The organism is Pseudomonas sp. WS 5532 (assembly GCF_012985445.1).
Lineage (GTDB): Bacteria > Pseudomonadota > Gammaproteobacteria > Pseudomonadales > Pseudomonadaceae > Aquipseudomonas > Aquipseudomonas edaphica.
Window position 1 is genome coordinate 304,939 of sequence record NZ_JAAQWK010000004.1, and the last position, 19,660, is coordinate 324,598.

The window sequence follows — 19,660 nt, forward strand, 5'->3', positions numbered from 1 at the left end:
TTCCCCGGTGGGTGATGGGCTGGATTGATGCAGGCCTGCATACCATCCGAATGTGGAGGTGGGCGCCGCCCATTGCGCTTAGCGCTGGTGTTCTCCTGCAAGCGCTATCAGTAAGGCGCCAGGCTGACCCGGTTCTTGGAGTAGGCTGAGACTCAACTGCAGCAACGGGTCGTGGTCGAATTGATCGGTTGGTTCAATGTGGACTACCTCGAACAGCACATAGGGCTTTTGTGGATAGGCCAGGTGGGCTTCGAAGGCTGCGCGCAATACGTGGCTCAACCGATCGACCTGCAGCTTCTCAGCGTGATCGGATTGCTCGAGCATTACTGCGTGCTGCCACGCGCCAGGGGTGAACACGATGGGCAACCGGAGGGTGTTCAGTGTTTCCGGTGTAAGTGAGTCGGGCATGGTATGTCTCCGTTGAGAACGCGAAGAAACCTTTCCCGTGCGGAGAAAGATTTCCCCGCAGTGGGTTGAAGAAAATCAAGAGGGCTTACCTCACGGGCAGAGCTCGAAAGGCGCTCATAAGAGCAGTAGGCGTTCATTACCGTAGAAACGGTCATCGTGCGAGCCACCGAACGCTAATCGCACTTGGGGGGAACCACCATCGAAGTGACGTAGCCTTGAAGGTTCTGGCTACCTGGGAAAGTGCTGTCGATAACAGCGATCCGCACCTTGTATTTAGCCGGACGATTTATCTGGGTCAATCGCTGTAGAGACGATGTTTCGCAGAGCTTGTCTTCTGGCTTCCAATGAGGATTTTTCGGCCGGGGAAACTGATAAACGGTCAGGTATGGGCCGTTTTCAGTAGTAGCCTATTCCTCCAGGCTCAACCATGAAAACGCTCAGAAGAGGACGAGACCATGCCGACTCAGCAACCTGTTCAGAATTCACGTGCCCACCGCTGGGCGTATGCCTGTGGTCTGTCGGTGAAGCGTAGCTACCGTAGGTTGAAAACTTTTGAATCCCGCGTGGTTGAGCGTGCCGAGACCGCAGGTGTGCCCGCAGGTAAATTTCTTGTTCGCGGGAGTTTTCTGACTGCTAAGTTCGCTCTGTTCGGAGCATTTCTTTTTGTCAGCTTCTGGTTGTTTGTGCTGATGTGCACAATTGTCGTATTTGCAGCTGTCCCATTTCAGGGGTCAGACACTCCAGATAGTGACGATCTCGATGATCCAATGCATAGAACTTCTTGGCCTGAGCGTTACGATAAATGGGGTTCTCTGAAGTAGGCTCTTGGTTACTTTGAGCTCGATTTACCCGAAACAATTCTTGCACCGCTCATCAACTGAGAGGTCCCGTTAGAGCTCGCTGTCTGTGCTGCGTGGGTTCCCCTGCTGAGCATTCCTTCTACGCCTGAACCTACGCTATATCCGGCCCAACTCATTGCCCCGAGAAAAAGCATCGGTAGCACGATGAACATCGCCCCCATTACATACTCGATCACCTGCGCCGTGACGGTTCCATCCATGAGGCCTGATGTGGGCAGCGACAACAGCACCTGATTTGACGCTGACACTTGGTTGTACAACGTATCGAGCATGCTGGAGTCGACCCAGCGCGCCAGTTCCCACCAGAAGCTCAGCATGTGTAAGGTGAACATGGCAAACGTCACCGTCATGACGGTCTTCAGCTGGTAGGTACTGACCAGCAGGATCAGCGGCAAGCTGATGATGACGCCCATGATCAGGAATGCCTGCACCATCGGCAAGGCTGCGCGTAGTGCATTCATTGCCGGGAAGTTGCTGAAGGAACCGAGGGCCAACCCGGTATTGGTGGCCAGGTTATTGAGCCCCTGATTGATCGAACCGCCACGAGCGCTGGAGCCGTAGTCCTGATACACCTGTCCGGGCGACATGGACATCGATTGCTGGCGCGGACTAACCAGCTCGCGAAGGGTGGCATCTTCGATCTCGTTGCTCGAACGCCCAGTCAACCAACCTTTCAACTGAGTCAGCAACGAGGGATTAACCTGCTCGATCAAGCGTTCGCGTAGACCGACACCGCTGTCGCTCCACCACTGTTTACAGGTGGGGTAGCCCGCGCCATTCTCCAGCCGCGGTAAGGAAACATCGCGGTTGTCGTCATACGGCCAGCTGACTCTCGGTGTACGTGAGCGATCCGTATCGTAGTAGCCGGGTGTGTCGAGAAAAAAGCTTGACCCGATCCACGCTGCGTCGTGACTTTGTGCTTTGTCCAACTGCGGACGGTTGGTGAACAGCCGAGAACGGGAATAGCCGTAGCAGTCGCGGGTGAAGTCGGCGACTTCCTGCAGTAGGACCTGATTATCGATGCGCGAGCTGTCGATCTCCATGCGCATTTGTCGGATATCCGGTGCGCAAGGGATGGAGGCGGTGGCTGCCGCAGTCACGCCTTTGCTCAAAGCATGCACCAGAAACCACCAGATCGGCACATTGGCGGAGCGCCCGCCGATGGTATTGAAGGTCGTCCCCCAGGCGGTTTCTGCTGGTTTGGCCACACTTACGCCGCAGCGCTGACTCGCCGCATCATCGAACGCCATAGAGGCGAGACTCAACGGAAAGACAGGCGCGCAACCGAACAAGACGACGATGTAGGCCAGCCACAACCGGTTCTCGATCCGTGGCACCGAGAGCAGCCCCTTGTTGCCTTCGTCCGCGCCTTGCTGACGGGCAGATAACCATTCCTGCAAGATGATTGCACCAAAGGGCGCGGCGAACAGTCCTGTGTCGGACAGGACACTCCAGAGGCCGTTGTTGATGATCCAGGCCAGGAGAGAGAGGTAAAACTCCAAGTAACTGTTGGTGCTCATGAGCATGGTAATGACCTCACAGTCGGGTGAGCTCGACGCAGATAAAGAGCAGGAGTCCTAATGTCCCGATGCGTTTTATGCGCCGTCGATCCTGTGGTCGATGTTGGTAGCGCCGAAGCAGGTCCCACCAGAGTGCAAAGAGAGCGCCGTAAAGCAGCGCACGCCACCACCGCAGATAAGGCTGTGCGGATTCGAATGCCTGCTGCCAGGCGTCGAAACTACCCAGCGCGGTACGACCGATCCAGGCGGCCAGTGAGGCGGTCAAGATCATCACCGCAACAATCCCCAGACTTGAAAGCAAAGTGAATAGCGGTGAGCGTTTCATGGCTCACTTGCGCCTGGCGTCAGCATCATTGAGTCGACCCGGCTCAGGGTCACCTTGCTCGACGGTGCGCGAAGCCTCGGCACCACCCGCATGTCGATCGAGCACGAGGCTGGCGGTGTTGGTAGCCAGCATTTGTCGAACCTGCAGTTCGGTCTGCAGCAGGCGTATTTCACGCTCCAAAGCGTCGATGTTTTTCGTCAAGGCGGTCTGGGCCGGCTCGGCGGAGGCGATGTTGGGTTCGTGACTGCCTGCCAGTAGTGTGCGCAGTAGCAGCAGTGCCTTGTCCAGGACGCTGGACAGGGCCGTCTCACTAGCCAGGCGTCGTGCCAGCAGATCCTGATCGGGATCGTCGCGCAGGGCTTCGATCACACCACGGCTCACCGGCAGCATCGGGCTGGAGGCTTTCGCCAGGTTGTCAGGGATAGGGGGCAGAGAGCCAGACAACAGCCCTTGCAAGGCCTTAAGGCGCTCGTTATAGGCCTCCTGGATCAGCGGCGTCAGTCCACTGCCTGCGGTCGCACGCAGGGTTTCGCAGCTATCGCAGGTCGCGACTTCGCTCTCACCCAACACTCGAACGGCCCATTCGGATTCCTCTTGGGGCGAGGTCCATGTCTGGCAAATAGCGCCACCCAGGCAATCGCTGCTACTGATCGAGGCACTGTCGTCCACCGTCCGGTTATGCAGCAAGTTGTAGCCCGCACGCACCACGTCGGAGGTCACCCGAATGGGCGTCTGCCCATCACCACCAGCCTTCGAACCGCCGACCCAGGTCACTCCATTGTTGCCGTTATGGGCCTCGGTATTTTTCACCGCGGCCACTGCATCGCCGCCGGTTTGCTCCAGGTTGCCTTGCATTTCTTGGTTCTTGGCCAGTGCACCCCAGCCGGCTTGACCTACTTTGTCCGCCATCTTTTCGGCCATGGCCTGACAGGTCAGCTTGGAACGGTCGAAGTCGATACGACCTTGCATCACTCCGTTGCTGAGCAACTCATAGAGTCCTGGATTGGCGCGCTGGATGATCAACGCCGGCAGCGACATCACCGCTTGGGTCGCGTTCTGCACGACGCTACCCATGATCTGCTGAAAACCTTCGGTGACGCCGTTCAGCTGGTTTTGCAGGGTGTTGGTGAGGCTCATGTTTCCGCACATCATGTTCGCTCGCCAAGAACCACCGACACCGAGACCACTGGGTCGATAGAGCGAACTCGGTGAACCGACTGCCGAGCCGCCACCAATGGTGTACATCACGCGGTCATCGAGCACTTCGCCTTGAGTGCCCAGGCGGTAATCGTCTTCGGCGGAGTGGGCATGCGTGGCCATGGCAAGCAGTCCACAGAACAACAGACTCATCGCGCCCAACCATGGTCGTGCGAGAAGCCGGCTCATGAAGCACCTCCTTCGAAGTCGATACTGAACAGAAAGGTCTGCCCCTCACGTTTGCAGCAGCTATAGGGACGCCAAAGCGACCAGGCGTATCCGCCATCCGCGCTCTGGACTGGATTGCTGGGGAAGATGGCGCACGTGGGCTGAATTTGGGGGGAGAGCAATTGCCATTTGTGGGTCGAAGCGTCGTTTTCGACGATCGGGCCAGGTGGCCAGTAGCCGTCGTGTCTGGCTGGTGTGAGTGGTAAGTACACATGCGGCTGCCAGTTTCGGGTAACTACATCACCGGCCCGTTGTGCCATGACTGCGGCTGCCTTGAAATCGTCGGGCTGTACCAGAAAACCCTGCCGGGGATAAACGTTGCCCCACATGTTTCCTAAAACTTGACTACCGACTTCGCGGACCCCTGGCACAAGTGACTCGGGGTAGAAATTTTCCGGGATGCCATGGCGCCAGGCCAGTGAGTCCAAGGTACTCAAATAGTAGGGCATGAATGCAGTTGCGCCGCTGGCGCAGGCGTAGCCGGATTGTGAAGCCAGTTGCGTGGCTGCCCATCCGCCAGGGTGGCCTATACCATCGACGTTTTTGAACCGGGGCAGGTTGTTGCGGTGGGGGTTCGGGGTGATAAGGTTGCCGCCACCTTCCGCACCGCTGACGGGAGAGGAAAGGGTGGCCATCTCGATCCAGGGGTTATTGCCCGTGGCGGTGTAGCTTGAGACCACCAGTTCAGGAATGAAATGACGAACCTTGGTCGAGGTTTTGACTGTGCAGCCGAACGGTGTGCAGAGCAGCCAGAAGCAAATGCCGACGACCCTGTATTCGAGGCAGTCTGGCGAAAGCACGGAGGACGTGATGCTTCCGGTGTCCAGCGCCATGCTTGGACCGCATGCCAGCAGGATGCTCAGTGCCAAGGGTCTTAGCTTTGCGGGAGATATTGACGAGCAGACGGCAGTCATAATCCAGGCTCAATATGTATGGCCTGGGCAGATTCGGTGAGGGGCTGGAGATTGTCAGCGGAAATTATGGAAGCGGGTGTATCGGGTTTGCGAGACGTGAGACTATTATTTGACGTGAAGGAAGCTGCGCAGGATGTCGGGTTCCACAAGTAACTGATCTGCCGTAATTTCCAAAATATTGGCGAGCTTGCACAGAACCAACAGCGACGGATTGCCCGTGCATCGTTCGATTTGACTGACGTAGGTGCGATCCACCTCGGCCATGAGCGCGAGCTGCTCCTGGCTAAGGTTTTTCACGCGTCGCATCAAGCGGATATTTTCCGCCAGCCGCAGACGAAGCTGTTCGTAGTCTTGAGTCATGCGCGCAAATTGCGCCTTGAGGGACTCTCAATCCACGGGATATAGTCTGCATTAGCATTGCTCTATGCGATTTGAATGCTTATGGCTGGTACCTAGAGCCTATATGTTTTCGAAGCTGGCCTTTGCGTCTGAAAATAAATCAGAAATTTAGGGTGTATATGGACGAAAACTACATTTCAATTCCGCCGGCGGATGGTTGTCCAAGTCTTTTGACGCCGTGGGGTAGCGAATTTTCCTCAATGATTGAGCGTGGCGTGCAATGCGCCCAGGCTTGGCTTGATGCGCCTGGCGAAATTCCGCTGTGGTGGGAGCTGGCGCAAACCCGCAAGTCCTTCCCTGTCGGTGACTGTCAGGATGCCTTTGAAGCCGGATTTTTGTTGAGGGTTCAGCAGCGTCTCCGGGGAGTACGGCAATAACCGTTATCTCGTTTTAGAGCGCTGAATAGATTTACCTATACAGGGTCTATTCCTCGCGCTCTATCGATTCGTTCCGCTACCCGAAATGCCGCTTCCAGCTCGGAGCAGACGTTCTCCTGCATCAATGTCCAGCGCTCGGCTTTTTCCTCGGGCTCAGTCATGGCCAGGGCGAGATAAAGACTGGGTGGTACGGCCCGAAACAGCGTCTCAATTTTTTTCGATAGCACGACCCCTTCGGTGTACTTCCCCGGCTCCTTGCCAGCGGACAGCAGCAAGGCTTTTTGCGCAGACGTGAGCTTTTTGAACCGTGCGATTTCCTCAATCTCCGCGGGCGGCATATTCAAGCAAATCCACCATTCGATCATGTTGAGCATGGTCTGCGCAGCCGTTGGAAAGTCGGCAAGGTTTTGCGTCGCCAGCCAGAACCAGGCGCCGAGCTTGCGCCACATCTTCGTGCCCTTGACCACGAAGGGCGCCAGCAGCGGGTTCTTGGTAATGATGTGCCCCTCGTCGGTGACCATGATGATTGGTCGGCCCAAGTACTGGTCGCGCTCGGCGAGGTTGTTTACGGTGTTCATCAGGCTGATGTAGCTAATGGACATCTGAGCCTCATAGCCTTCGCGAGCGTAAGTGGCGAGGTCGACGATGGTCACATCGCTTTCCGGCCACGGGGTGCCTTCACGGTCGAAGAGCTCACCCTCGAAGCCCTGGCAAAAGAGATCGATGGACTCGCCCATTTCCTGTGCACGTTCGCGACGTTTTTCCGGTAAGCGCGAGTCTGTGGCGACGCGCAGTAAAGCGTTGCGCACATCGCGGGTCAGTACCTGACGGTTCGTTGCGACACAGATTTGCGCCGCATCGAGAATACACTCGCGGATCAAGCTGCGATCAGCTCGACTCAGTCGCGCCTCTTCCTTAGCCTCGCCACCGGTGATCATCAGGCGAGCGGTGATTTCCAACTCGCCGAGCACATCGCGCTGGTCCTCGCGACTGGCTACTGCTTCATCGTCCCACTCATCAATGGAAAGGCTCGCCACCTGATCTGGTTGTTCGACCAAGCGCCAGGCATCGCCGAATGGGGCAAGACTGACCGGGGCGCCAGGTTTTAATTGGACCTTGTTGATCGACAAGCCCTGTGTGGCGAAGTAGTCACCCTGCAGGCCGAACGAGTTGCCAGCCTCTACGATAAATAGGCGAGGGCGGTATATAGCCATGATCTGCATCAACAAGGTGACTAGGGTCGCTGACTTGCCGGCGCCGGTGGGGCCGAATAACAGCAGATGGCCGTTCATTGCCCGGTCTAAACGTGACAACGGATCAAAGCTCAGAGGCGACCCACCACGATTAAACAGCGTGATACCCGGGTGGCCGGTGCCAATGCTGCGGCCCCAGACTGGAACGAGGTTTGCCAGGTGTTGGGCGAACATCAGGCGTGTGTACCAGTTACGTGTGTCGCGGGCTGGGCTGTAAGCCATCGGTAACCAACGCAGGTAGCTGTTGCAGGCGGCGACTTCATCGCCCTCACGCACCGGTTGTAGCCCCGCACCCAGCAGCGCGTTCGTTAGGCCGACTGAGCGTTGGTGCAACTGCTGTTCATCGTGACCGCGCACGTAAAACGCCATCGTGCCACGGTAAAGCTTGTGCTGACGGCCGATGATCGCACGAGCCTCTTCAACATCCTGACGGGCCTGGGTCGAGGCAAGGTTCTCACCGATCGCTTTGCGGGCTAGACGGTTCAACTGATCCTCGAGTACATCCTGCGGTTTGACCACCAAGGTCAGACTCATCACCGTGCCCTCGGGTAACTGGTCGAACAGGGCATTCACCGCGTCTCCCTTGCGGATTTCGCCAGTGAGTTGACCAATCAATGGCGCCCGGCGCAGTTTATCTACCACCATGACCCGGTGGGGCTGATCATCAAAAAACCAGAGTCCATGCTGCACGTCCGAACGCGGTTCGTTGAAGAACAACCGTTCGGCAAAGTCGTGATCGAAGGGCAGTTCCAGCGACTCGCTCTCGCCAGACTCCGGATAGGCCACGCGGCGGTAGAAATGTTCGGGCGATTCATCTGTGAGCTTGGGGGCTGGATTGAACCAGGGCAGCAACCATGCATACAAACCTCGGCCATCGACTCGCGTCGATTGCACCCCGCACGCCTGCAACGAAACAGCGACACGTTCGCAAGTTTGTTGTAGCGATTGCACTGGGTTGAGTCCCGCCTCCTCACCCTCAGACTCAAGCCAGCGATAGATCACTAATCGCACCCGACGGCTGTTTCCTCGCCAGGGCAGGCGCGTGACTGCCTTATCCTCGAACAGGCCGCCGGGCTTGGAGATGGCTTTCAGATGTCTGTGAATTAGTTCTAGGTACGCTTCGGTGAAAACCGTGCCCCGGGCGTTGTCCTGAATATAGTCGGTGAGCCTGGTCAGGTAGGGGGTGAAGTCGTTGTCGTCCTGGCAGAAAAACTGCGCCACCCATGGCGCTTGATCCAGCTCGTCAAAGCTATCCTGCAGGGCATCTTCTATGGCATCGCGGGTTGCCATTAGCCAATCGGGTTCGCGCCCTTCTGTGCCGATGGGCAGTAACTCGAACACCGCCCCCACAGATTGATTGTCATCTAGTAGAAAACACTGCTCGGTGTCGAGGTATTCGACCCACGGCAGATGATCGGTGAAGCTGGGGTTGTGCGCATATAACGCAGCTTCATCGGCAAATGTGGCGCGTGGGCGCAATGGGTTGCGCCAGGCTTTCCATGCAGAAGAGCGGTTTCCCGCATCGTCGCTACACATTACAGATCTTCCTGGCGTTCACCCGGCATTGCGTACTGCACCCGTTGATAGAATGGAAAGACGGTCGAGTACCCCGGCACTGGTGCTTGCTCGGTACCACTCAGATGCGGATACACGTACATCACCAAATCAGGATTGGGTAGACGAGGGAACAGGTTGCGAATTTCATTCACTGCTGTACGCGTATACGGTTCCTGGAGCGCAGCGGAGAGATCTGTTTGAGCCAACGGGCGGCGCAACTGTTGCCGAGCATCCAACAGTAGCTGTTGAGTACCCTGTGAGCCGGCACCGTTCCAGATGTCCAGCATGGTTTGCTCGCCATGCGGCAAAAGTGTGTCCTTGTCTGTGGAACACCCCGTCAGGACCCAGCAGAGCAAGCTAATCCAGGTCAGATAGAGAGGTAGGATCTTTTTCATGGCGAACGCTCCGGCCCTTAGGCTCGTAGTCGATGGTGATCTCATGGTCGAGGTGCAGTGCTACTTCTGCTGCCGGTGGCACGTACACGGCCGCAAAGGCTTCGCCATACAGTTTGTTGACCCACTCTCGGATGTCGCTGACCCCACCACTGAGAATTGAATTCAGTGCGCTATTGCCACTGCTGCTGGTGACCCCGAAGGCACTGCCGCCCGAGCTGATCACGCTGCTGTTGTTTTGCTCATTCCCGAGCAATGCAGCGACGCCCGCGCCGGCAGCAGTGATCAGGCTCTGGCTACCGAGGTACTGCTGGGCGTTCGAGCGGCGCTCGCCGACGATGCAGGGAATGCCATACGGATCGGACAGGTAACCGAGTCCGCCGCGGATCTTGTCGGTGTTTGAGCTCTGGGTGGTGGAGGCATTGCGGCTGGCTACCGCTTTCGGCTGAGGCACCGTGCGGATGGTGCCATCGGTAAATACAAAAGTGATCGACTCGACCTGTCCGCGTACGCAAGACAGGGTCCAGTCACCGGACGCCGTGCCGCTCATCACAGCACCCGCGACGTCTGGCAGGTCGATGCCGTTGGCCGTCAGGTTCTCCGGACCGACCAGCACCTTGAAGGGATAGGGATCATTCACGGTGCCATCCACCGGGACTCGGCCAATCAGCGCGGTCATGGCGACCGAGCCCATTAATGTCGCATTTTCGGGAATGGTGTAGACCGGCTTCGCACCTTCGGTACGATCACCGGATCGCGTCAGGTCACGCTCACCCTTGGTGACCTCGCGTAACTGCTTCTGGCTGCGGTCGATGGCATTGTCCTTCAAACCCTCCAGTGAGTTGAAGGCAGTAGGCAGACTCGGTGCGGAGGAGGTCTTGGTTTTGCCTCGGGCTTCGGTGGAGGGAGCATCCGAAGGTTCAATCCACTGCAGCGCATCGTTGGCAGAATGCAGCCCTTCGAACTGGTCCCCATCGCCCGGCTCAAGCCCCAATCCGATCGGCATGTCCTTGCCTTTGCCGGCCAGCCCCGACAACTGCTCCTGCAATTGCGTTAGTAGACCGCGAGCCTGACGACTGTCTAGTTCTGCTTTAAGTCGGGCCTCGTTGGCTTGTCGACGGCCTTCGTCGACCTGCTGTGTCACGCTGCCAAGCGCCGTCTGGATACGCGAATCGACACTGTTTTCCCGTTCGCGCAGGCGGTTGTTCTCTGTTTGTAGTGAATCGTTATGCTTCTTCAAACCGAGCATGTCGCTGCGCATGGCCTTCACCTGGCCGACCAGGGTGGCGACGGTATCGCGTGGGGTATCGCCCGCAATGCCGAGCGACTTGGCTTGCTCGGCAGATAATTGAATATCGCCCTGATCAACTGGGTGCTCTGGAGAAGGTGTGCTGCCTCCCGCGACCCAGCTTTTCATGATGATCAGCACCACGCCCAGCAGCGCAGCCGGTACCAGCCATTTGAGCAAGGCGTTAGCCTTCATCGTAAGCACCTCGCGCAACGGGCGGAAGCATCACGGCGTGTTCGAGGCCGGCACCGCGAGTGATGAGGTACGCAATCGTGGTGTCTTCCGCACTGCCGACCGGCCCGAGGAAAGCATGCTGGAAGGTCGCGGCGAACAGCTTTGCCTGAAGCTGACGCGGATCTAGTTGCACCGTCGCTGTACCTCGATTGCGCAACTTCACGGCCGTCACCCAATAGTCACCGAGCCGCCAGGCGGCGATGGGTGTGCTGGAAACGTTTTCGCTCGGCAGCAGGGTCGGCAGTTCGGTGCGCAGCTTGAGCGGGACGCGGCGTACGCCGGGCAGGGACTCCACGGTGCGCAGCGGGCCGTACAGGCTTTGCGCGGCGTAGCGCGTCAAAGCGGCCGGGATCGGCGTACGTTCTGGAACAGGGACGGTGCTCGATTCAGACTCGATAGCTTGCATCGGAGCATTCTTGAGAATACGCACGGGCTCCAGGGGTTGATCGCCAGGCGTGGCCGCGATATCCAAGAGGATGATCTCGCCCGTCTTGACCGATTGCAGTTGCAGTCGTGTCGGTGCAATGGCTTCCGACGCGCGCAGGTACAGCGTGCCTCCGGTTGATTGCACGCGCAGTTTATCCTTCAGAGTGGGAGGCACGCCGACACGAACAGCTTCATCGACAAAGACCACTCGTTCCTGATTGATCACCAGTGGGACCGCGAGCGGTAGGCGTTCCCAGTGCATCAGTTCGACGGCCTGCGCTGCAGCGCCCGATAGCATCAGTGTGAGGGTGAGTCCCAGGGTAGAAATCCGCTTCATGGATCACCTTCAGGCAGTGAGATTTTTTGCGGCGTACCCTGATAGCAATCCAGTGCAAGGCCCCACTTATTGCGTTCGGGGTCCAGATCGAAACGCACCACCCGTAACGGATAACGCACGACCACCCGTTTCACCGGTTCGGCGGCGTAATACTCATCAGCGTTAAGGTCGAGTGTGACCAACCAACTGTCGCGATCGAGTTGCTTGACCCGCAGTTCCGGATCTTCACTGTAGCCTCGGCCTAGAATTTCGTAGACGCCACGCACCCGTTGACGCAGTTCGCCGGCGGCCTTGCGATACTCGTAGTCGCCGTCGAGGAAGGCCTTGCAGGCGGGTGTCAGGTAGGACTGCAAGCCATAGATGGCGCGGCGATAATCCTGCTCGCCATCCGAGGGCCAGCGGTTGAGTTGGCCAAAGATGTAAAGGGCAAAGGCATACACATTCTCTGGGGGAACATCCCACCACTTGCGCGTGCTGCCCGAGCGCAGATCAGGGGGGACGTGCACGGTCAGATCGGTTGGTGCTGAGCGCCAGCCATACCATAGTCCGGCGCTGAGCAGGGCGAGCATCACTATCGCCAGACGCAGGCTGAAGATATGGGCCTGTTGGGCATCGACCTTGTTTCGAAATCGACTCATGGCTGCCACCGGGACAGGGCAGGGCGCAGTCGACGTGAACGGCGAACCGTCCAGGCACCGGAGTGGAGAATCAAACTTCCACGCCCCAGGCGCCAACGGCTGGCGAGTATCCATTCGAGCTTGCGGTACAACCAGGTCTCCGGACGAGCCCGTTTGGCCCGACGCAGTAGCGTGCCCCCGATCAATAAGACCACTGTCATGCCTGCGATCATGCTGGTCGGCGCCACGGCAATCGAGGCGGTGACGATCGCCAGAGGAATGCCCACCAGCAGGCCAATGACGGCGCCGGAGCCTAGGGCTACCCACATTTCATCATTGGTTAAACCGCGCAATACGGCTGGATCACGATTGAGTCGCTCTGGCAGAAAGACCAAAGTGCCGTCGGCAAGGCGTTCGATAGTGTCGTTCATGCCAACCTCACAGAATCGCGGCAGCTTTGGTGAGGAACCAGATGATGATCACTACCAACAGGGCGCCGATACCAACTACCGCGCCAAGGTCTTTCCAGGTCTTGCGCTGGTTTTGGACATCGGCGAATACGGTCAGGGAGTGCCAGGCCACGCCGAGAAACGCGAGCAGGGCAATCAGTAGACCGAGCAAAATGCCGCCGTCGTAGGCGTAGTTTTTGATCGTCTCGATCAGCCCGGAACCTTCGCCTCGGGAAGGCGCCTCCATGGTCGGTAGTTCGGCAAAAGCTAGGCCTGGACCAAGGACCAGCAGCAGACCGATCAAGCGTTGGCTTGTACGATCACGCAGGTTGTTTTTGATAGGGACAAGGCACTTGAGCATGATCGCGATCTCCGATATTAGGACAGGGTGAAGAACATCAAAATCAGCAAGGCGAGCAGTACGCGCGCAGCACTGCCGCCAAAGGCACCAAAGCGCATGCTTCCTGTCGCCCAGCCCCGGTAAGCCGTCCACATCACCCAGGCACACCACAGCAAAGCCAGGACGAGAACCAAGGACAGCCACAGTTTCGAGCTGCTCTGTGCCGAGAAGCCGGAAGCGTTTTGAAAGGCGGCGGTCTGGGCGTCAGTCATGCTCACGGCGAGGACTCTGCGGATGGGGTGTCGAGACGGTATTCTCCGACCAACTCAGTGGAGTCGCGGGGTTGAGCGCGAGAGGGGGAGAGATAGTCCTGCACACCCTGGCGGATGCGCTGGATGTCTTGAGTTAGGCGGGGATAGTCAAAGCGGTAACGTGTATTTGACTCTGGTGCTTCGTCACGCGAGACCCGTAGTACCAACGTGTCGAGAGTATCTAGCTGTCGGATGAGTAGACTGAGTTGCTGCTCATGCTCGCCCGCAGCAAAGCAGTCGCTGTGAAATGCGATCACAGTGAGCATGAGAACACGAATAGGAAAAACGGACATTGTGGTGGTCCCGACGTTGGTCTGGAATTAAGATCTCCGAGGGAAGAGTGAACGTCAGCAAATTAATCGAGCTGGCTACGATCGGTTTTTATTCAGTTGTCGTTAAGGATGATAGTGGTGGAAGGAGTTAAAGAAAAATTGATAGTTGAGGTCGCAGAGTGTCTGCGTGGCCGCACTGACCACGAAATTCTTGAGTTTTATATATCGACTGAGAAATTCGCAAGAAAATACGCTGTCAGTTACGAGCTAGAAGGACCAATGCATTTGGTTCTTGATAACAGCATAATTCAGTCTTTTAAACATAGAGCAACTAAGCCGAATCGTGATTTGCAGGCGTTATCATATACTGCGTTCACCAGATTTGTAACAGGCTGGAGCGACCGAGAAACCTACTTGGCTGTGACTCCTGTAGCCTTATATGAGCATATGGGGCGTCGTGGAAATATTAAATCTGCTGACGCATTAAGTGCCCTCGAAGAGCTTCGGTTGTTTTTCGCTGATACAGGTCTGCGTATGACTTGGATCGGCTTTAAGTCGATTGAGCATTTGGTGAGCGTTCTGGAGGCGGTGCATGATGACGATGTATACCTCACTCAATATTTTAAAAGAATAGAAGAGCTGAGTTGGAAAAAAGATCTCGAGGCTCCTTTTGGTGTGCTAATTCCTCTAGGTATTGCATATCGGGAAATACCTGATGACTTGCCATTGAAATATTTTGATCCCTGGTATGTTAAGTTTGTGCTCACTAGTCGAGTTGAGCGCGCGATAATTAAGCAGTCACAGCATAACCCTGATGCCCTTCCGATTGGGAGTGGTCCAATGGCGGATGCTCTAGCGGATCTTAATAACTTCAATAAGAAGGGGACTTTGTTAGGCCTAGGGGATGTCGATATGTTGCAGGTATGTGACGGTTCCCGGCAATATAAGCAGAAAGCCGGTTATGTTTTAGTAGGGCAAACGCTGGACGATACGCTCTCTGATGTCCTGCGGCATCGACATTCATATGTCGAGAGTGCGGGGGTGGAGTTTGGGACAGCTGATACGGAGCATCAAATCAAAGGCATGGTTAATTTCATGTTTTCGAAACCCTTCTCTGAACATCAGAAGCGAGGTGACTGGATTCAGCCTAAGTACCAGGATTTTATGAGTGCAATCGTCACGGCCTGCAAAAAAGCGAGTACGAACTCCAGTCATATCTAATGCTTTGAAAAAAAGGGGCGTCAAATTTTAAAGATATTTCTTGAATGTTGCGGCGGTGATCGCCGTTGTTATCCCCAACATTGCGGCGCACGGTAAAAAAATAGCGAGTGGATTGAGCGAAAAGGGGAGAGACAGATAAATGATCCAGGGCACGAGCAGCACTGTTGTCACGGCTCGTTTAGCACGATGGTAGACAAAACTGCTTTCGCGACCTGCCCCAAACTTGCGCAGGTCGCGTCGCATCAACCCATCGACAAAACCAGTAAACGTGGTCATTAGAAACAGTGGGGCGGCCAGGACCAGAATGGTCAGGCGTACCACGAAGGTAAAGGTCACGTAAACTGCGGCCAGCACGAAATCCTCAATGCTCACGTAAAGCTGGTTGATCCAGCCCCAAGGGCCGTTGCCTTGGCTTGACACTCGCGCCTGCTGGGTAAAATCCGCAAAGCCAGCTTTGACCAGAAGCCACTGATTGAGGAAATCCAGCCACCGGCCAATCGTCTGTCCAGGTTGTTGGAGGATGAGTGAATCTTTGAAGTGCTCGCTGAGCCATCCCAATTCACTATTCAACATTGCCTGGCTGTGATGCCAACCCTGATCGCCCCAGACCAGCAGCAGGCCGGCGAACTCGATGAGGATCGAAAACACCAACGACGCCATTAGCGCACCGATGATGCGCAGGACTAGGCTGATTGCCGAGATAATCAACCCCGGGCGGTGGATCGGTTGTGGTGGCTGTTTGTGGGCGAAAGTCGCCATCGTTCACTCCATTACGCTCTGCAGATTTTGATTTAGGCATGACTCCTGCCGAGTGCGTATTCGGTTGATCGAAACCTGTGGTGGGGCCGGGCTATCCCACCTGATCTAAATCGAAGTTGGTAGTTGGGCCGCCACCACTGGCGCTCCACCATTGTCCCGCCTGCGCGTTGTAGGCCGCTCGCATCCGTTGAGTTAGTTCCTGCAGGTCTTTGGGCATGGCATCGTCGTTGGAGGGTTTTGGCAACGGCATGCGGACTTTCCAGAGCTGACCACCGGCCTGGAAGGAGAACATTTGCCCCTTGGGCAAACTGACGATGTGAGCAGGCTCGATCAGCGGAACGCTGGTGCTGCTGACACGGTCCTGTGAGGACGAGGTGAAGTCCGTATTGGCCTCCGGATCGGAGGTGTCGGTCGCACCCGAGACCAATGTTTTGGTCAGCACATTAACCTTGGGCAACTGCTGGGTGAGTAGTTCCGCGGTTGCGGTTTCGCGCACCCGCAGCATCTGTAGGGTGTTGAAATTGCCCACCACCTGGCCGGCCTTGGCGCGGTTGCCTATACGTGCTTCGATATCGCTGAGGGTTTGGGTATAGGCGGTTACCTGGATACCGGCACCGCCCCCCTTGTTGATCAGCGGAATGAACTCATCGCCCATCAACTCGTTGAACTCATCGGCATGTAGGTTGATTGGCAGTTTGTCACCAGCGTTGCCAGATTGAGGCAGCCCATGGTCAATGCCATGTTTGTAGATATGTCCCGCTACCGAGACCAAGTCGGCGAACATTGAATTGCCCACGGCGGCGGCCACTTCGGCATCAGTCAGCGCATCCAGGCCAACGTAGACGATGCCGCGTTTTCGGATGATCTGCATCCAGTCGAATATCGGCCGCGGGTCATCCAGGTCGGTGTAGTTGGGAGCCAGTAACTGAGCGGTCTTGCCGGTAGTGAGTTTCTCCAGCAGCGGCAGTAGCGAGGCCACGATTTTGTCGAAGTAAGTGCGGTCGTAGCGCACCGCTGAACGCAGTCCGTCCATTACGGGATCAAATACACGCTTCACCGCCAGGTATTGCTCGATGGCCACCACCCGCTTTTCGCGTCCTATCATATGCCGGGGAATGTTCTTCTCTGTGAGCTTACCTTCGAGCTGGACGATCACTTCCCACGCCTTCGGGTCGGTCTTGGCGAAAAACTGCTGGGCGTATTCGATGAACAGCGCATCGATGTTGACCACATGCCGCTGGATCTGCAGGTAGTCCGGACGCCGGCCCAATTCGATCAAAGCCCGGGCAATGATGTTGACGAAACGCCATGCGAACTCACGGAAGGCCGCAGAGTTACCTTCACCACTGAGCTGCCCAGCGATGCGAGATGCCACTTCAGAAATACGTCCGAAACGTCCCACCGCGTTGTAGCGGGCGGAGATTTCTGGCCAGCCCAGATGGAAGACATAAAACTCTTTCTCCCGGCCGGCGCGTTTGGCTTCGACGTACATGCGCTTGAGCAAGTCGGCATCGCCCTTCGGGTCGAAGACAATCACTACCTCATGTTCAATGCGATGAATGTCCTGGGTGATGTACACCTCAGCGAGTCGCGTCTTGCCGACGCGGGTTGTGCCCAGCACCAGCGTGTGACCGACCCGTTCGCCCAGTGGCAGACTGACTTGCGTCTCATCGGGCTCGACCCCATGCAGCAATGGCGAGCCTCCTACCGGTGGTAAAGGGCGCAACGGATTGACGGCACTGTCCCAGGCGGTGACACGAGCCAATGTCGATAGCGGAAACGGTGCATGCTCAAGGGACCGTTCGAGTCCACGGGCCAGGCGATAGCAGGTCGGTTGGTCGACATAATGTGCGACCGCTGGATCCTGAGCCTCGACCAAGCGCTGGGTATGCAGGCGGGTCCAGCGAAACCCGCGGCCCATGAACAGACGCTTACAACTGACCGGAATCTGCCGACTGGTCAGCTCGTAGCGGGATAGCCGACGGATATTGCGCCGATAGCGCAACACCTCCCATGCTTGTCGCAGGCGGATCAGGCCGAATAGGGTATAGGCCAGCGCCGCAACCAGCCCGATCTCGGGTGACAGGGCCACAGCCCAGGGCGAGTACACGCACAGTACTGCGGCAGCGATGCAAATTGCTACCGTGTAAAGCTCCACCGCGGGACGGAGCTTGGACTCCATCGCATGCTCGGCCATGACCTTACTCACTGCTCCAATGATGTGGCAGTGATCAAGACAGGGTAATGCTCAATCTGCAGGCGGGTGGCGATGTCGTTACCGTTGACCGGTAGGATGGTGACACTAGGAGCGGCTGCTCGGATCCGAGCCAAGGCTCCGGTATCGGCCACTTCGACGGCAAGGCCAGCCGCGCCGATTTCCTGCAGCTCAGTCGCGCGTTGACGCAACCAAGCCAGTGATTGGGTATCCTCACCCACCAGGAAAAATGGCCGTAAGCCCGGCATGTTTAGGGCGCGAGACGTGATTTGGCCGGGGCTCAAGAGGGAGCTGCGAACGGGTAATATCCAGGTTTCATCGGCAAATGTGGACAAGTCCGTATGCATGGCGCGACCAGGCTGGAGATTGTTGTTTATGGGCGGCCTAGCAACTTGAAGATGGGGACGGGTGAAGCCGCCAAACTGGTCCTCTGCAACGGATTGTTTCGACTGGGCGAAAGCAGCCAAGAGCAGGGAGAAGTAATAGGCAGTAGGAATTCGTTTCATGGTGGTGTGCCTTGTTCAGCGGAAGCCTGTAGCCGTGCGAGTTGCCGGGAGAATCCATCGCGGTAGCGCGCGGCGGGTAAACCTCCCGCAGGTCGGTGATAACGCCCAGCGGCTGAAACCCAGTCACCGGTGACGGCGTGATGCTCTTGCAGCAGGGCGGCAGTCACAGCTAGATTGCGGTAGGGTTCGAGAGCTTCGCAGGGACTGGAAAAACGTTGTCCGTGATAACCCAGGTTGGTTTGCCCAAGTCCGGCGTCGACCCGTTTAGCGTCATATTGTGTGAGCGCCTGGAGCAAGGCGTGACATGCGGCCTGGCGAGTGGGGAAACGGTAGGGTGTTCCGGCGATATTTAGGGTCCAAGGCCACGGCAGCAGTCGACCACGGACGCGAATACCGCTCTCCTGTAAGGCAATCGCGAACAACACCGTAGAAGGGATGTTGGCGTCATGCGCCGCCAGTTGATAAGCCGGAGGCGGAAGTTCGTTAGCCCGAACCGTGTGCACCGTCAGCAGGAGCGCAATAGCAATCAATCGAGACGTTGCCATTGTCCATTCACCTGTTGAAATGTGGCGGGCAATGGCCCCGGAGCCCCCAGGCTGAACCATCGACCACGGTCATGGTTCAGGGTGATCTGCCCGCGTTGAACCTTAGCCGGATCGATGTCCGCTTGCCGAGCCCAACTGCGGACGCGTTCATCTTGGCCTTGGCTGCCCACTAGGTAGATATCGAACGCCGTGTCACTGTTCTGCAAACGTTGTGCTTCAGCGGTGCATGCAGGGCAGTGGTCCTCTACAAAAAGGGCTGGGCGCGGGGCGACTGATGAGCTGGTAGGGGAAGAAGATGCCATGCCCTGGATCGGTAGCTGACCAGGAAACAGCTTGGTCCAGGCCGCGGTGTAAGCGTTTTGGTAGGCCAATTCACGCTCGGCGCGTTTGGCTTCCAGTGCTACCTGTAATTCAGCATAGCGCTGGCGCTCTTGGTCGGTCTGGGCCTCAACCCCTAGGGCGGTCAAGGGATCGAGCTTCGGGCTCCAGAAACCACGTGGGCCGGTTTGGATCTGCTCGAAGCGCGTCCACTCCTGCTCCGTCAGACCCCAGCTTGCAGCCTGTTCAGCGTGCAAGCGTCCCAGCGGAATGGATTGTGTGTCCTGGATCCGCGACGGTGTCGTGACAGGCGTGCCCATCGCAGCGCCTATGGCCAGCAGCGACGCGAGACAGACGACGGGGAGTAGTGGCGCTCTGTTCATGATCGCTTC

23 protein-coding genes are annotated in these 19,660 nt (G+C 57.1%); 3 read left to right on the forward strand and 20 right to left on the reverse strand.

From position 1 onward, the window contains the following. Positions 1 to 78: 78 nt before the first annotated feature. On the reverse strand, positions 79 to 408 hold the full coding sequence (locus HBO23_RS10100) for a hypothetical protein (RefSeq protein ID WP_042558344.1): 330 nt from the start codon (positions 406 to 408) through the stop codon (positions 79 to 81). Between the two features lie 455 nt (positions 409 to 863). On the opposite strand from HBO23_RS10100, the gene HBO23_RS10105 reads away from it, so the two are divergent. Further along, positions 864 to 1,229, forward strand: coding sequence for a DUF3742 family protein (locus HBO23_RS10105; RefSeq protein ID WP_080896003.1), 366 nt, complete (start codon positions 864 to 866; stop codon positions 1,227 to 1,229). A gap of 8 nt (positions 1,230 to 1,237) precedes the next feature. Here HBO23_RS10105 and HBO23_RS10110 read toward each other — a convergent pair whose 3' ends face one another. The 5 genes from HBO23_RS10110 to HBO23_RS10130 form a co-directional block, all read right to left on the reverse strand. Continuing rightward, on the reverse strand, positions 1,238 to 2,794 hold the full coding sequence (locus HBO23_RS10110; protein ID WP_042558345.1) for a conjugal transfer protein TraG N-terminal domain-containing protein: 1,557 nt from the start codon (positions 2,792 to 2,794) through the stop codon (positions 1,238 to 1,240). 10 nt (positions 2,795 to 2,804) lie between these two features. Further along, complete coding sequence (locus HBO23_RS10115) at positions 2,805 to 3,113, reverse strand: hypothetical protein (RefSeq protein ID WP_042558346.1); 309 nt, start codon at positions 3,111 to 3,113, stop codon at positions 2,805 to 2,807. Between the two features lie 3 nt (positions 3,114 to 3,116). Next, a complete protein-coding gene (locus tag HBO23_RS10120) occupies positions 3,117 to 4,499 on the reverse strand; it encodes an integrating conjugative element protein (protein WP_042558347.1) in 1,383 nt (460 codons plus the stop codon). Beyond that, positions 4,496 to 5,452: a TIGR03756 family integrating conjugative element protein gene (locus HBO23_RS10125; protein ID WP_042558348.1), complete on the reverse strand. Its 957-nt coding sequence runs from the start codon at positions 5,450 to 5,452 to the stop codon at positions 4,496 to 4,498. Before HBO23_RS10125 ends, HBO23_RS10120 begins: the two co-directional genes overlap by 4 nt. A gap of 105 nt (positions 5,453 to 5,557) precedes the next feature. After that, positions 5,558 to 5,812, reverse strand: coding sequence for a helix-turn-helix transcriptional regulator (locus tag HBO23_RS10130; RefSeq protein WP_042558349.1), 255 nt, complete (start codon positions 5,810 to 5,812; stop codon positions 5,558 to 5,560). Positions 5,813 to 5,970: 158 nt separating this feature from the next. Between HBO23_RS10130 and HBO23_RS10135 the strand changes: the two genes are divergently transcribed. Then, positions 5,971 to 6,228 (forward strand): LasR-specific antiactivator QslA, encoded by a 258-nt coding sequence (locus tag HBO23_RS10135; RefSeq protein ID WP_042558350.1) that lies wholly within the window; start codon positions 5,971 to 5,973, stop codon positions 6,226 to 6,228. 35 nt (positions 6,229 to 6,263) lie between these two features. On the opposite strand, the gene HBO23_RS10140 is transcribed toward HBO23_RS10135, so the two are convergent. Genes HBO23_RS10140 through HBO23_RS10180 form a run of 9 tightly spaced genes read right to left on the reverse strand, consistent with a single transcriptional unit; the run spans position 6,264 to position 13,725 of the window. Beyond that, positions 6,264 to 9,017, reverse strand: a complete 2,754-nt coding sequence (locus HBO23_RS10140) for a conjugative transfer ATPase (protein ID WP_042558351.1) — start codon at positions 9,015 to 9,017, stop codon at positions 6,264 to 6,266. Continuing rightward, positions 9,017 to 9,433, reverse strand: a complete 417-nt coding sequence (locus HBO23_RS10145; RefSeq protein ID WP_042558352.1) for a TIGR03751 family conjugal transfer lipoprotein — start codon at positions 9,431 to 9,433, stop codon at positions 9,017 to 9,019. Before HBO23_RS10145 ends, HBO23_RS10140 begins: the two co-directional genes overlap by 1 nt. Then, positions 9,396 to 10,913 carry a TIGR03752 family integrating conjugative element protein gene (locus HBO23_RS10150; protein ID WP_042558353.1) on the reverse strand — a complete coding sequence of 506 codons (1,518 nt, stop codon included), beginning with the start codon at positions 10,911 to 10,913 and terminating at the stop codon, positions 9,396 to 9,398. The genes HBO23_RS10145 and HBO23_RS10150 overlap by 38 nt, the downstream gene beginning before the upstream one ends. After that, positions 10,903 to 11,715 (reverse strand): TIGR03749 family integrating conjugative element protein, encoded by an 813-nt coding sequence (locus HBO23_RS10155; protein WP_042558354.1) that lies wholly within the window; start codon positions 11,713 to 11,715, stop codon positions 10,903 to 10,905. Before HBO23_RS10155 ends, HBO23_RS10150 begins: the two co-directional genes overlap by 11 nt. After that, complete coding sequence (locus HBO23_RS10160; protein WP_042558355.1) at positions 11,712 to 12,353, reverse strand: PFL_4703 family integrating conjugative element protein; 642 nt, start codon at positions 12,351 to 12,353, stop codon at positions 11,712 to 11,714. Before HBO23_RS10160 ends, HBO23_RS10155 begins: the two co-directional genes overlap by 4 nt. Continuing rightward, positions 12,350 to 12,763 carry a TIGR03750 family conjugal transfer protein gene (locus HBO23_RS10165; protein WP_042558356.1) on the reverse strand — a complete coding sequence of 138 codons (414 nt, stop codon included), beginning with the start codon at positions 12,761 to 12,763 and terminating at the stop codon, positions 12,350 to 12,352. The genes HBO23_RS10160 and HBO23_RS10165 overlap by 4 nt, the downstream gene beginning before the upstream one ends. A 7-nt stretch (positions 12,764 to 12,770) precedes the next feature. Then, positions 12,771 to 13,142, reverse strand: coding sequence for a TIGR03745 family integrating conjugative element membrane protein (locus HBO23_RS10170; RefSeq protein ID WP_042558357.1), 372 nt, complete (start codon positions 13,140 to 13,142; stop codon positions 12,771 to 12,773). Between the two features lie 17 nt (positions 13,143 to 13,159). Further along, on the reverse strand, positions 13,160 to 13,399 hold the full coding sequence (locus HBO23_RS10175; RefSeq protein WP_042558358.1) for a TIGR03758 family integrating conjugative element protein: 240 nt from the start codon (positions 13,397 to 13,399) through the stop codon (positions 13,160 to 13,162). After that, entirely contained in the window at positions 13,396 to 13,725 is a 330-nt protein-coding gene (locus HBO23_RS10180) for an RAQPRD family integrative conjugative element protein (RefSeq protein WP_042558359.1), read from the reverse strand. Before HBO23_RS10180 ends, HBO23_RS10175 begins: the two co-directional genes overlap by 4 nt. Positions 13,726 to 13,842: 117 nt before the next feature. On the opposite strand from HBO23_RS10180, the gene HBO23_RS10185 reads away from it, so the two are divergent. Beyond that, the gene (locus tag HBO23_RS10185; protein ID WP_042558360.1) at positions 13,843 to 14,925 is read left to right on the forward strand and encodes a hypothetical protein; all 1,083 of its coding nucleotides are present in this window, start codon (positions 13,843 to 13,845) and stop codon (positions 14,923 to 14,925) included. Positions 14,926 to 14,952: 27 nt separating this feature from the next. Here the strand turns inward: HBO23_RS10185 and HBO23_RS10190 are convergent, their stop codons facing one another. The 5 genes from HBO23_RS10190 to HBO23_RS10210 form a co-directional block, all read right to left on the reverse strand. After that, positions 14,953 to 15,684, reverse strand: a complete 732-nt coding sequence (locus HBO23_RS10190) for a TIGR03747 family integrating conjugative element membrane protein (protein WP_042558361.1) — start codon at positions 15,682 to 15,684, stop codon at positions 14,953 to 14,955. 91 nt (positions 15,685 to 15,775) lie between these two features. After that, positions 15,776 to 17,881, reverse strand: a complete 2,106-nt coding sequence (traD, locus tag HBO23_RS10195; RefSeq protein ID WP_042558362.1) for a type IV conjugative transfer system coupling protein TraD — start codon at positions 17,879 to 17,881, stop codon at positions 15,776 to 15,778. A gap of 8 nt (positions 17,882 to 17,889) precedes the next feature. Beyond that, positions 17,890 to 18,405: an integrating conjugative element protein gene (locus tag HBO23_RS10200; RefSeq protein ID WP_042558363.1), complete on the reverse strand. Its 516-nt coding sequence runs from the start codon at positions 18,403 to 18,405 to the stop codon at positions 17,890 to 17,892. Then, positions 18,402 to 18,950 carry a lytic transglycosylase gene (locus tag HBO23_RS10205; RefSeq protein ID WP_042558364.1) on the reverse strand — a complete coding sequence of 183 codons (549 nt, stop codon included), beginning with the start codon at positions 18,948 to 18,950 and terminating at the stop codon, positions 18,402 to 18,404. Before HBO23_RS10205 ends, HBO23_RS10200 begins: the two co-directional genes overlap by 4 nt. Next, positions 18,932 to 19,651: a TIGR03759 family integrating conjugative element protein gene (locus HBO23_RS10210; protein ID WP_042558365.1), complete on the reverse strand. Its 720-nt coding sequence runs from the start codon at positions 19,649 to 19,651 to the stop codon at positions 18,932 to 18,934. The genes HBO23_RS10205 and HBO23_RS10210 overlap by 19 nt, the downstream gene beginning before the upstream one ends. Positions 19,652 to 19,660: the final 9 nt, after the last annotated feature.